Origin of the sequence: Westiellopsis prolifica IICB1, assembly GCF_004323185.1 — a bacterium.
Taxonomy (GTDB): domain Bacteria; phylum Cyanobacteriota; class Cyanobacteriia; order Cyanobacteriales; family Nostocaceae; genus Pelatocladus; species Pelatocladus prolificus_A.
This window is the reverse complement of the sequence record NZ_NAPS01000002.1, coordinates 1,179,220-1,192,348: the sequence shown is the minus strand read 5'-3', so window position 1 is coordinate 1,192,348 and position 13,129 is coordinate 1,179,220. Positions and strand designations below refer to the sequence as shown.

8 protein-coding genes and 1 pseudogene are annotated in these 13,129 nt (G+C 40.4%); 5 read left to right on the top strand and 4 right to left on the bottom strand.

What is annotated here, in order from left to right; translation table 11 throughout:
* The first annotated feature begins 165 nt into the window (after positions 1-165).
* Positions 166-1,062 (top strand): alpha/beta fold hydrolase, encoded by an 897-nt coding sequence (locus B4U84_RS19415; RefSeq protein ID WP_131120167.1) that lies wholly within the window; start codon positions 166-168, stop codon positions 1,060-1,062.
* A gap of 321 nt (positions 1,063-1,383) precedes the next feature.
* Here the strand turns inward: B4U84_RS19415 and B4U84_RS19410 are convergent, their stop codons facing one another.
* The 4 genes from B4U84_RS19410 to B4U84_RS19395 form a co-directional block, all read right to left on the bottom strand.
* On the bottom strand, positions 1,384-1,584 hold the full coding sequence (locus B4U84_RS19410; RefSeq protein WP_017310797.1) for a hypothetical protein: 201 nt from the start codon (positions 1,582-1,584) through the stop codon (positions 1,384-1,386).
* Positions 1,585-1,949: 365 nt separating this feature from the next.
* Positions 1,950-3,344, bottom strand: a complete 1,395-nt coding sequence (locus B4U84_RS19405) for an HlyD family secretion protein (RefSeq protein ID WP_131120165.1) — start codon at positions 3,342-3,344, stop codon at positions 1,950-1,952.
* A gap of 24 nt (positions 3,345-3,368) precedes the next feature.
* Positions 3,369-5,519 carry a peptidase domain-containing ABC transporter gene (locus B4U84_RS19400; protein ID WP_044447095.1) on the bottom strand — a complete coding sequence of 717 codons (2,151 nt, stop codon included), beginning with the start codon at positions 5,517-5,519 and terminating at the stop codon, positions 3,369-3,371.
* Between the two features lie 253 nt (positions 5,520-5,772).
* Positions 5,773-6,201, bottom strand: coding sequence for a hypothetical protein (locus B4U84_RS19395; RefSeq protein WP_165490318.1), 429 nt, complete (start codon positions 6,199-6,201; stop codon positions 5,773-5,775).
* Between the two features lie 167 nt (positions 6,202-6,368).
* Here B4U84_RS19395 and B4U84_RS19390 point away from each other — a divergent pair, with 167 nt between their 5' ends.
* From B4U84_RS19390 to B4U84_RS19370, 4 genes and pseudogenes are all read left to right on the top strand, one after another.
* Positions 6,369-6,911 (top strand): DUF2267 domain-containing protein, encoded by a 543-nt coding sequence (locus tag B4U84_RS19390; protein WP_131120163.1) that lies wholly within the window; start codon positions 6,369-6,371, stop codon positions 6,909-6,911.
* A gap of 156 nt (positions 6,912-7,067) precedes the next feature.
* Positions 7,068-9,956 carry an excinuclease ABC subunit UvrA gene (gene uvrA, locus B4U84_RS19385; RefSeq protein WP_131120161.1) on the top strand — a complete coding sequence of 963 codons (2,889 nt, stop codon included), beginning with the start codon at positions 7,068-7,070 and terminating at the stop codon, positions 9,954-9,956.
* A 283-nt stretch (positions 9,957-10,239) separates the two neighbouring features.
* Positions 10,240-11,472: pseudogene (locus B4U84_RS19380) on the top strand (tetratricopeptide repeat-containing S1 family peptidase); the annotation flags it as partial.
* 664 nt (positions 11,473-12,136) lie between these two features.
* Complete coding sequence (locus tag B4U84_RS19370; RefSeq protein ID WP_017310792.1) at positions 12,137-13,108, top strand: CobW family GTP-binding protein; 972 nt, start codon at positions 12,137-12,139, stop codon at positions 13,106-13,108.
* Positions 13,109-13,129 lie beyond the last annotated feature (21 nt).

Sequence of the window (13,129 nt, the reverse complement as noted above, 5' to 3'; positions counted from 1 at the left end):
TACTACTCTACCCCTCAAAGTTAGGTTGCCAAACCACTAGTGCTTCTCTGCATGAGCCTTTAAAATAGCGATGAAACAGGACTAAAGTCGTCACTACGAACTTTGGGTACACCTAGATGCTCAGAACAAATTATTATATAAGGAAAAGCTTTACTAATCTTAATAATGACTGTAAATATCCAGCAGCTACCGACAACAGCCACTTTTGAAACACACTTTTGGACTTGGAAAGGCTATAAAATTCAATACACCGTCGTGGGAACAGGTAAACCCTTAGTTTTAGTTCACGGTTTTGGTGCTTGTATTGGTCATTGGCGAAAAAATATCCCCGTTTTAGCCGATGCTGGTTATCAAGTATTTGCTCTTGATTTATTGGGATTTGGTGGTTCTGAGAAAGCAGCCATTGATTATACAGTGGAAGTCTGGGTGGAACTACTTAAAGATTTTTGGACAACTTATATTAACGAACCAGCCGTATTTATTGGTAATTCTATCGGCGCACTTTTAAGTTTGATGGTACTAGCTGAACATCCAGAAATTGTTGCGGGTGGGGTGTTGATTAACTCTGCGGGGGGTTTGAGTCATCGTCCCCACGAATTGAACCCACCGCTACGAGTTGTGATGTCTGCTTTTAATAAACTGGTTGGTCATCCAATTACGGGGAGATTCGTATTTAACCGTATTCGGCAAAAACATCAAATTCGCCGTACTCTTTACCAAGTTTATCGCGATCGCCAAGCCGTCACTGATGAATTGGTAGATATGCTATACACACCATCTTGTGATCCAGGAGCGCAAAAAGTTTTTGCATCTATCCTTACCGCACCTCCTGGCCCTAGACCTGAAGAATTATTACCGAAAGTCCAACATCCCCTGCTGGTAATTTGGGGTGCTGACGATCCTTGGACACCAATTACTGGCGCCAAAATTTACGATCAAGCGCGGGAGAATGGTAAAAATATCAAAATCGTCCCCATTCCTGGTGCTGGTCATTGTCCCCATGATGAAGTACCGGATGTGGTAAATTCACAGATTGTCGAGTGGTTGAAAGATTGTGTATAAGCGGGAGCATCCCAAATGTTCAAAAAAACGCCTGCGATTGAAATCGCAGTCTTATAGCAAAAGTCTGCTTAAAGCAGACTGTTTGATTTTATGAAGTCGTATAAAGACGACTTGTGCTATTAGCAAAGGGTTTCAATCCTTTGCTTATTCTTTAGTTGAGAGCGAGTTGTTTAATCTGATAATATTTCTCGAACTCACATTAACGTAAAACACCAGTAGAAGAAACTTCTCTGGTGATAAATCAAGGGAAAAATAAATATTTTGTATGCTTAAATATTTAAACTATTTAAGCATGGTTCTTCTATATACCCAGTAATTACCTTAGACTTTCAAAGTTAGAAATTCTCCCGTAATTTCAAACTTGGCAAATTTGAAATCAAGTTTAAAATCTTCAAAATCAAATGTAGTAGCGCCACCACACACTTGCTCTATCTCTCCATCTGTTAAGTCTTCAAAAAGTTTAGATTCATTGGTAATGTCTTGTGTAGTCTGAAGATGTTGTTTTCGTTTTGTATATCGCATATTTTGTTTCTCCAATTTAAATTCTCATCTAATAATTCTATAAAATCGGATTTTTTTAAATTGATATACCACTTTCATGCAATCATAAGTTATTAAAATTTTCAGATAATAACGATAATATAAAATAATGGGAAAAATATAATACTAAGACTTATACCATTTCACGTTAATCACGATACACATAAATAATGTAGAGACGCGATATATCGCGTCTGGTACAGGGTCTGTATTTGTATCAGATTTTTTGTGAAATGGTATTAGTAGATGATTTGCATCAAATGCTATAAATTAAAAGATTTGCTTGTATATGTTTCCATCTATTTGTAATATTGTTGGCTAACTACCTGTACGTATTGTGTCTTGATCTATAAATCAGTAGCTAACCTGGCTTTTCTCAGCATAAATTGCAGTGCTGTCTCTTCTCTAGAAATAATATCAGCTTTTACCTGCATCCCTGATTGGATATGACACTGGCGCTCACCATTTCCAAATGTTAGACTTTGAGGTCGAATAGTCGCTGCAAAGTAGCTAGTAGCAGAAGTTGTAGATTTTGTGTTGCTTGTGGATGTAATTGTGTCTGGAGAAACAAATTCAACAACCCCTTTGAGAGTTCCATAATCAGGATAAGGACAAGCATCAATTCGCAATTGTACTTTTTGATCAACTGCAACATTTTTGATTTCCTGAGTCGGAATTATTGCTTTAATGACAACAGGAGTATGATTAGGAGCGATTTCAGCGATCGCTTCGCTAACTTGTAGCACTTGACCAGGGTTTCGCAAATTCAATTTGAGGATGATACCATTACTTGTTGCTCGCACAATAGTATCTTGCAGCTGATTTGCTACTTGCTGGAGTTCTTTTTGAGATTGTCCGAGTTGGTTTTGTATTTCAACTCGACGCTGAATTAAAGCTTGTTTTTCTTTTTTTAAAGAAGCAATAGTAGCTTTTCCTCTCGCAGTTTCTTGGATAATGCGCTCTTGAGCGATCGCTACTGTAGCAGTGGTAGGATTAACAGCAGCTTTAGCTGATAGCACTTGAGCTTTGGCGATATCAACAGCTTTTTCTTCAGCTTCAAGTATGGCTTGAGTTTGCTTCACAACTAGCTTTTTCTGCTCAAATTCCCGATTCCCAATTGCACCAATTTGTGTTAAATGTTGATAGCGATCGCGATCCATCTCTGCAAAACTTAAATCAGCTTGAGCTTTTTGCAAATTTGCTTGAGCTTTTTGCAAATTTGCTTGAGCTACAAGTAATTCGCTACTGGTGGTAATTTGTCGCTGTCGATATTCCCGTTGATTGCGTTCCAAATCTGTTTTAGCAGAAGCTACTGTCCGGTTTGCAACTATTGCTTCAGCAAGAATTTGGGAATCTAAAGCTTTAATCTGAGCATTAATTTGGATTATTTGTAATTTATTCTGTTGGATATTACCTTGCAGTTGGCTATTTTTAATTTGTAATTGTTTATCTTCAAGATAAGCGATCGTCTCTCCCTGTTTCACGAATTGATTTTCTTTAACCAAAATACTTTTAACAATCCCTTCAATTTTTGATTGTACTAGACGAATTTCTCCTGTAGGACGCACAACAGCACTAGCTTTTACCGTCACATTGTATTTAACCCATGAACATAGACTAATGCTAGCGACAATACTCCCGATAATAAAAATTCCTGCTAAGGATGTCCAACGACTAACAGGGGGAAGAAACTCTTCACTTGAAGTTGATGACAGAACTTTTTGATTCTGAGTATAGAGCATAATTACACGAATAAGTGTGAATAATTAAGGATTTAAAAATTTCACATGTTCTCCAGATTGACAGCGTAATTGCGCTAAAGAACCTTGAGTATTTAACTTCCCTTGCTCTAGGACTATAATCCAGTCCGCACGATTAATTACCTGGGGACGATGGGTAATCAAAATCGTGGTTTTACCGTGACGATGCTTCAGTAACTGATCTAGAACTTGCGCTTCACTGATTGGATCAAGTCCGCTAGTAGATTCATCCAAAATCAACACTGGTGGGTCTGTAACAATGGCTCTTGCTATTGCTAGAAGTTGGCGTTGTCCACCAGAAATATTTGCACCAAACTCACCTAAAACTGTTTGATATTTATGAGGAAGTTTACTAATAAAATCATCTGCTTCCGTAATTTTGCAAGCTTTCACTATCTGCTCAAATGTCAGATCAGGCGCTCCTAAACGAAAGTTTTCAATAATAGAACGACTCCAAAATTGAGCATCTTGAGGCACTAAAACTACCTGTTGACGTAGACAATCTAAACAGAGATCTTCTAGATTATAAATTCCAATGCGGATATTCCCAGAATTCAGTGGATATAGACCCGCCATTATTTTAGCTATAGTGCTTTTACCACAACCAGATTTACCAATAATGGCGCTCACTTTACCACCAGGAATTTTTAAATTAAAGTCGTTGAGTAGTTCAACTTGACCAGGGTAATAAAAGCTTACATGACTAAAAATTAGGTCAGCATCTTTAGAAATTGTAGCAAACTGCTTTTTACCATCATCTTTATTTTCTGGAGTCGTATCTATAACTTCTGCAAGGCGTTGCGTGGCAATTTTTACTTTAGTAAATTCATCTATGAAAGTAATGACAGTAGCAATTAAGCTGACGAAATTACCATTCATTGAGTTAAATGCAAGTAGTTGCCCAATACTGAGATTTTCATCTGGATTAATCACTAAATTCCCGCCAAACCAAAGCAAAGCAACACTACCAACACCAGAAACTAAGGTAGAGAAGATATTATTGTTAATACTAATTTGCATTGTCCCTAGTGTTAGGGTATAAATGCGCCCAAATCGACTTTGTAATTCTTCCCAAAATTGTGGTGATGCTGTAGTAGTTTTCAGAATCAGCGCATTTTTAAAAGTTTCTACTAAAACACCTTGTGCTTCCGCTTCTGTAACTAAAATTTCACGACTTTTTTGCTGTAGAGTGGGCTGAAAGATAACTGTAGATATCGCCATTAATATAGAAATAACAAGAGCTAAAATTGTCAGTTTCCAACTATAATAAGTCATGATTGCCAAAGAAATTATGGCAATAAATAATCTACTAGGTAGACTAACAATCACTTGAGAAATTAGTTGATTAATCTGGTTAATATCTTGTAGCCGACTGACAATTTCTCCACTGCGACGAACTTCATAGTACGAGAGTGGTAATTGTAGAATTTGATGTCCAAATTCCAAAGTTAGCCCCAATTGCAGACGTTGAGCAAAGTGAGCAATTAAGTTAGACTGTACCCAAGATAAACTGCTAGAAATAACATTCATTACTACCACAGCGATCGCCATCGTAGTCAGGAGTTTTGTATCACCTCGAACTAGGACATCATCAGTGAGAATTTGCAATAGAAAAGGAGAAGCTAAAGATAGCAATCCCAAAATCAGATTCAGGGGTAAAGCTTGAACTAAAATTGCCCGAAAATTCCAGATGCGCTTGAAGAAACGCCAAAAACCACCAATGCGATCGCTCTCGTGAGCATAAAATCTGATTGGATCTGGCTGTAATAAAAGCATCAACCAATCTGTCCAATTCTCTGCTAAATCTTGTGGAGACAGATACCGCAGTCCTACCGCAGGATCAGCAACTACATATTTTTTGCCTTTTTTACCATATAAAACTACCCAATGATTACCTTGCCAATGAATAATTGCTGGTAAAGGTGTTTGATTGATTTGCTTTAAAATTTCCGGTGAAGTTTTAACAGAACGAACATTAAAACCGAGACTTTCAGCACCTCGTTTTAGTCCCAACAAAGTTGTTCCAAATTGCCCAGTACCTACTACTTCACGAATGTGATTGAGAGTAAAATGACGTCCGTAATATTTTGTAATTGAAGCAAGACAAGCAGCGCCACAATCTTCTTTGTTATGTTGTAAGACGTGAGCATATTTCATAAAATAAAAATGCTTTTAAAATTTAATTTATAAATAATGTAATTTATCTTTTACATCATAATTTATAATAATAAACATGAAAATTATTGTATTAAAATTTTGATTTTAGTATCAAATAAATATATTAGTTATACTTTGAAATTTACTTTTTCAGCAAATTGCTTACATATACAAATTATCTGGTATCTGTTATTTGTCAAGACTATATGCAACAGATCTATTTCATTCTCATCCAACCCGCCTCAAAATCAATTTAAGAGTTCCCTTTGAATATTTCAAACACTCGGCGGCGAGTATCAAAGACTCGACGGCGAGTATCAAAGACTCGACCATGAGTATCAAAGACTCGACGGCGAGTATCAAAGACTCGACGGCGAGTATCAAACACTCGACCACGAGTATCAAACACTCGACGGCGAGTATCAAACACTCGACGGCGAGTATCAAACACTCGACGGCGAGTATCAAACACTCGACCACGAGTATCAAAGACTCGACCACGAGTATCAAACACTCGACGGCGAGTATCAAACACTCGGCGACGACTATCAAAGACTCGACCACGAGTATCAAAGACTCGACCACGAGTATCAAACACTCGACGGCGAGTATCAAACACTCGACCACGAGTATCAAACACTCGACCACGAGTATCAAACACTCGACGGCGAGTATCAAACACTCGACGACAAAGATTATTTATGTTAATTGGAATCAGGAAGAACTAGAGTAATCTCTAACTTTTGGCTACTCGGCTTCTCCAACCTTGGAACGGTGTTAAGCATTTTTAACTAGTGCAATTTAGTAAATGAGCATAATTGCTAAATACTATAAAACACGAGAAAAAATATGCCGGACGAAACTTTAAGAAAAGACTTACCGGAAGTTGATCCTACTGAGATTGAAGATACTAGAGTTGCGATCGCAGACGAACACAGATCGTTTCTAGACAAAGTTATGGTCAGAGGTGGACTAGCTGATCCTTATGATGCTAGAGATTTGACTGAAGTTGTATTTCGCGTCATGCGCGATTTAATGACCACAGAAGCAGCTGATCATGTCGAAGCGGAATTGCATGAACCAGCCTACACCACAGAAGAAAAAGAACTTCAGAAGCTAGAAGTCGCCGAACTCTGGCGAGATACCAATCCTATCGTGGGCTTTTTGAGCCGGGTACGTCCACCTTGGCAAGGCCCTGGTATTTTCAAAATTGATAGCGATCGCTTCCTTTTCCGAGTAGCTAACGAGGGAGGACTACCACCCACAGCTGATCGTGAGCAAGTCGTAAAAGCTGTATTTTCTGCGACCAAAGAAGAACTTTCCCAAGAGCGAATTCAAGAAATTGCCAGCTGGCTTCCCGGTCACGTCCGCGAACTTTGGGAACAAGCGTAGTTAGGGAAAGGGGAAAGGGACAAGGGGGACAAGGGAGAATAACCAATCCCCAATCCCTCGATGAATTAAACAGTACGATTGTTCTATTCTGTGCAAGTCAACGCTAGTATTATTAAGGACTGTTTCATGCTGCCCCATATTTATTAGCCTGTTGATATGTCAGACACTCAGTTTGCTGCGTCCCTAAATGGACACCTTCCCTATCCCAACCCCAACAGCTTGAATACGATTAGAATTCGTGGTGCTAGGCAGCATAACCTGAAAAATATTGATTTAGAATTACCGCGCGATCGCCTGATTGTTTTTACGGGTGTCTCTGGTTCTGGTAAGTCTTCTTTGGCATTCGATACGATTTTTGCTGAAGGACAGCGCCGTTATGTAGAATCTTTGAGTGCATACGCGCGACAATTTTTAGGACAGATGGATAAGCCGGATGTGGAGTCAATTGAAGGGTTGAGTCCGGCGATTTCTATTGATCAAAAATCGACTTCTCATAACCCCCGTTCGACAGTGGGAACGGTGACGGAGATTTACGACTATTTACGGTTATTATTTGGACGGGCGGGAGAACCCCATTGTCCAATTTGCGATCGCTGTATTGCTCCCCAAACTATCGATGAGATGGTGGATCGGATTATGGATTTGAGCGATCGCACCCGGTTCCAAATTCTCGCGCCTGTGGTACGGGGTAAAAAAGGCACTCATAAAAAGCTGTTATCTGGTCTGGCTTCCCAAGGTTTTGTGCGTGTGCGTATCGATGGGGAAGTGCGGGAACTTTCAGACGCGATTGAGTTAGATAAAAATTTTACACATACGATTGAAGTTGTTATTGATCGCTTGGTGAAAAAAGACGGTATTCAAGAGCGTTTGGTCGATTCTCTTAGTACTTGCTTGAAGTTATCCGAAGGGATAGCAGTAATTCTTTTTACTCCTGTTTCTGACAGCACTCAAGAAACAAATGACGAAGAATTAGTTTTTTCCGAAAATTTTGCTTGTCCAGAACACGGTGCGGTGATGGAGGAGTTATCGCCGCGTTTGTTCTCGTTTAACTCGCCCTACGGTGCTTGTCCTAATTGTCACGGACTTGGTACTTTAAAAACATTTGCGCCGGAGTTGGTGGTACCTGATCCGGAAGCGCCTGTATATGCTGCGATCGCTCCTTGGTCGGAAAAGGATAATTCTTATTATTTAGAGTTGTTGTATGGTTTGAGTCAAGCTTACGGGTTTGAGTTGCAAACACACTGGCAAAAGTTGACTGAAGAACAACAGCAGATCATTTTATATGGAGAGGGAACCGCAGAGGCGCAGAGGAAGCAGAGTTTTAAAGGTGTGATTCCCATTTTGCAGAGGCAATATGAGGGGGGTACGGAGTTAGTTAAGCAAAAATTAGAACAGTATTTGATTGATCAACCTTGTGCGGTGTGTGGCGGAAAGCGTTTGAAACCGGAAGCTTTGGCGGTGCGGTTGGGACAGTACAGAGTGTTGGATTTGACTGGAGTTTCAATTCGTGAGTGTCAACACAGGGTAGAGCAATTAAAGTTGAGCGATCGCCAAATGCAGATTGCTGATTTGGTGTTGCGAGAAATTCGGGCGAGATTGCAGTTTTTGTTGGATGTGGGGTTGGATTATTTAACTTTAGATCGTCCGGCGATGACGCTTTCGGGTGGAGAAGCGCAACGTATTCGTTTGGCAACTCAGATTGGTTCTGGGTTGACTGGTGTATTATACGTTTTGGATGAACCAAGTATTGGTTTGCATCAACGCGATAATGGTAGGTTATTGCAGACTTTAACGAAGTTGCGGGATTTGGGGAATACGTTAATTGTCGTTGAGCATGACGAAGACACGATTCGGGCTGCTGATCATATAGTTGATATTGGGCCGGGTGCAGGGATTCACGGCGGTAATATTATTGCTGAGGGTGATTTACAAGTTTTATTAACAGCAGAAAGTTCTCTGACGGGTGCGTATTTGTCGGGAAGGCGAGTGATTCAAACTCCTGCAACTCGAAGAGAAGGGAATGGGATAAGTTTAGTTATTAAAAATGCTCGTCGTAACAACCTCAGAAATATAGATGTGGAGATTCCACTGGGTAAACTTGTCGCTGTTACGGGTGTTTCTGGTTCTGGAAAGTCCACTTTAATTAATGAATTACTTTATCCAGCATTGCAACATCACCTTTTTCGTAAAGTTCCTTTACCGAAAGAAATTGATGGAATTAAGGGATTGAGTGCGATTGATAAAGCGATCGTTATTGATCAATCACCCATCGGTAGAACACCCCGTTCTAACCCAGCGACTTACACAGGTATTTTTGATGTGATTCGCGACGCCTTTTCAGCTACTATTGAAGCAAAAGCCAGGGGTTACAAACCAGGACAATTTTCTTTCAATGTTAAAGGTGGACGTTGTGAAGCTTGTAGTGGACAAGGTGTGAATGTCATTGAAATGAATTTTCTCCCGGATGTGTATGTGCAGTGTGAAGTCTGCAAAGGTGCAAGATACAACCGCGAAACCTTGCAAGTTAAATACAAAGACAAATCTATTGCTGATGTTTTGAAAATGACTGTTGAGGAAGCTTTGGAGTTTTTCCAGAATATTCCCAAAGCTGTGAATCGCTTGCAAACTTTAGTAGATGTTGGGTTGGGTTACATTCAACTCGGACAACCTGCAACTACTTTATCTGGTGGAGAAGCACAGCGAGTGAAGTTAGCAACAGAATTATCACGTCGCGCTACAGGTAAGACACTTTATTTAATTGATGAACCAACCACAGGTTTATCTTTTTACGATGTCCATAAGTTATTGGATGTGTTGCAAAGATTAGTAGATAAAGGTAATTCGATTTTGGTGATTGAACACAACTTGGATGTGATTCGTTGTGCTGATTGGGTGATCGATTTGGGTCCAGAAGGTGGTGATCAAGGTGGAGAAATCATCGCTCAGGGTACGCCAGAAGAAGTTGCACAGAATCCCAAGTCCTATACTGGACAGTATTTGAAGCATGTGTTGCAGCAGTATCCGCCAGTAACTTTGGCGAATTAAACGTCTTTGTGTCTTTGTGCCTTTGTGGTAAAAATAATTTTTGAAACACCAAGACACTAAGACACTAAACAAGATCCCCGACTTTTATCAAAAGTCGGGGATCTGGGTGCGTAGACCGCAGCAGCTTGTCGTCAGACACCAAATGCAGTCCCTGTTCCCTTTTACAAATTCTATTTTTCTTGATATATCTAAGTACGATTCTGCAAAGCTGCAAGTTTGATTTGTAGCTTTTTTTATTTCCATATATTTTCACAAGTTTCAGCAACACACTCTTTTATATAAAATGAAGTACTTCTATACACTGCCACCTGTATTCATTGGGGTATCAATGGTATTGGTGCAATCACAAGTTGCAGTCGCTCTATCTCAGCAAGAGGTGGAACAGATTGGTAGAGAAATTACTGTGCGGATTGTCGATAGTCAAAATCCCAATTTAGCTGGTTCGGGTGTTTTGATTAAACATTCTGGCAACACTTACACTGTTTTGACCGCTTATCATGTGGTAAAAGATGGTGGTAAGTACGAAATTATTACGCCAGATACACAAACTCATCAGGTGAAGTCTGTCAAACGCTTACCGAATGTGGATTTGGCTGTGGTTGAGTTTAGTAGTAGCAAGGATTATAAAATAGCCAAGATTGGGAATTCTGACAAGGCTACGGCTAGCACAACAATATATGTAGCAGGGTTTCCGGCAAAAAGAGGAGTAATTACCGACCCGCCTTTATTTTTCAACAAAGGACAAGTTCAGGCAAACGGCACAGCACAGCGTGAAGGTTACAACATTCTCTACGATAACGATACTTTAGGTGGTATGAGTGGTGGGGCTGTGCTGAATGAACAAGGGGAAGTGGTAGCAATTCACGGTAGGGCTGATGAACAAGAAATCGGCGAGAAAAGTCAGAGTAAGATTATTACGGGTTTAGGTACTACTATTTATTCAGCGTTGCGGCAAATGTTAGCTGTGGGTGTGGATGTGGGAGTGCGTCCACCGGATGTTTTGGCGACTGGGTTGAAAGCAGATGACTTTTATATCAGAGCTTATGAGAAGTATGATCAAAAAGATTATAAGGGTGCAATAGCTGATTTCACAGAAGCAATTCGTCTCAATCCCAACTATGACAAAGCCTACTACAACCGGGGTGTAGTCCGCAGTGAATTGGGAGCCAAGCAAGGGGCGATCGCTGATTACAACTCTGCCATCAAAATTAATCCTAACTTAGCCCTAGCCTACAACAACCGGGGTGTAGCCCGCAGTGATTTGGGAGACAAGCAAGGGGCTATAGCTGATTACAACACTGCTCTCAAAATTAATCCCAACTTAGCCCAAGCCTACAACAACCGGGGTCTAGCCCGCCGCCAATTGGGAGACAATCAAGGGGCTATAGCTGATTACACCTCTGCCATCAAAATTAATCCCAATTATCACAAAGCCTACTACAACCGGGGTTTAGCTCGTGCTGCGATAGGAGATAAGCAGAGTGGAATTGCTGATTTGCAAAAAGCTGCTGAATTGTTTCGACAACAAGGAAGAACTGCTGATTACCAAAAAGCGTTGGAATTGATTAGAAAATATCAGCAGTAGGTTGGTGGTAAGTGTGAGGGGTGGTGCGTAGACACACAGTGGCTTGTCGTCAGACATCGCATTTGAAACGCCTGCGATTGAAATCGCAGTCTCATAGCTAAACTCTGCTGAAGCAGACTGTTTGATTTTATGAAGTGCGATGTCTGGCGACAAGTTGCTTTGCGTCTACGCATTTGAAACGAGAAACTTTAAGTTGAGAACCTAGAACTCCAAACAAGATCCCCGACTTTTATCAAAAGTCGGGGATCTGGGTGCGATCGCTTGTTCAAATTCTCTATAATTGTGCGATCGCATTCCCACCCATCAAAAAGCGATCGCACTCCAAGTATGAAAACAAGTTAACCTGAGAGCAAGAAACTCAATACGATTGCGATCGCATGAAAACTGTATCTATTCAATTACCAGAAACCGCTTCTGCTGGCTAGGAAGGATTAGTTAATGCACGTCAATGTGGTAACTCCACTCTCATCGAATAAAAAAAGCGATCGCGCGTATTTCAATGCTGTTTCTTATTGGGCAACCGACATTGATAAAATTATCCAAGGTGCTTATAGTGAATACGATTATCATTTAAAAAATAAGGTATCTGTAGCATATGATCAGTACTGTGACAACAGACGTAGTTCCAGTAACAGTTCTCACTGGTTATTTAGGATCTGGAAAAACAACTCTGCTTAATCGTATTCTCACCCACGAACATGGTAAAAAAGTGGCTGTGATTGTCAATGAATTTGGGGAAGTCGGTATTGACAATCAATTGGTGATCGATACAGATGAAGAAATCTTTGAGATGAACAACGGCTGTATATGCTGTACAGTGCGGGGTGATTTAATTCGCATCATCGGTAATTTGATGAAACGCCGTCACAAATTTGACCATTTGGTGATTGAAACCACTGGACTAGCTGATCCTGCACCAGTGATTCAGACATTTTTTGTCGATGAAGATATGCGGGAACAGTTAGAACTGGATGCTGTAGTCACAGTAGTCGATGCCAAGCATATTTGGCAACATTGGGAAGCTGACGAAGCCCAAGAACAGATTGCTTTTGCTGATGTTATTTTGTTAAATAAAACCGATTTAGTGACGCCAGATGTACTCGATGAATTAGAAAGACGAATTCGCGGGATGAATGCAATGGCAAAAATTTACCGTACCCGCAATTCCCAAGTTGAAATGGATGCGCTTTTAGGTGTGAAAGCCTTTGATTTAGATCGCGCTTTAGAAATTGATCCAGAATTCTTGGGAGAAGATGCTCATCAACATGATGAAACCGTCTATTCTGTGGCTTTAGTTGCAGAAGGCGCCCTCGATGGAGATCAACTCAACAATTGGCTGGGTAAGTTACTGCAAACCCAAGGCGCAGATATCTTTCGGATGAAGGGTATTTTGAATATCGCTGGAGAAAGCGATCGCTTTGTCTTTCAAGGAGTGCATATGATCTTTGAAGGTAAACCTGATCGCCCTTGGAAAGACACCGAAACCCGTAAAAACGAACTAGTCTTCATCGGTCGTAACCTAGATGAAGCCAAACTCAAACAAGATTTTCTCGCCTGCTTAGTTTAAAGGACACAGAGAAACAAATCT

Coding starts and splice junctions, on each gene's coding strand:
- B4U84_RS19415 (WP_131120167.1), top strand. CDS start 166: ATGACTGTAAATATCCAGCAGCTACCGACAACAGCCACTTTTGAAACA.
- B4U84_RS19410 (WP_017310797.1), bottom strand. CDS start 1,584: ATGCGATATACAAAACGAAAACAACATCTTCAGACTACACAAGACATT.
- B4U84_RS19405 (WP_131120165.1), bottom strand. CDS start 3,344: ATGCTCTATACTCAGAATCAAAAAGTTCTGTCATCAACTTCAAGTGAA.
- B4U84_RS19400 (WP_044447095.1), bottom strand. CDS start 5,519: ATGAAATATGCTCACGTCTTACAACATAACAAAGAAGATTGTGGCGCT.
- B4U84_RS19390 (WP_131120163.1), top strand. CDS start 6,369: ATGCCGGACGAAACTTTAAGAAAAGACTTACCGGAAGTTGATCCTACT.
- uvrA (WP_131120161.1), top strand. CDS start 7,068: ATGTCAGACACTCAGTTTGCTGCGTCCCTAAATGGACACCTTCCCTAT.
- B4U84_RS19370 (WP_017310792.1), top strand. CDS start 12,137: ATGATCAGTACTGTGACAACAGACGTAGTTCCAGTAACAGTTCTCACT.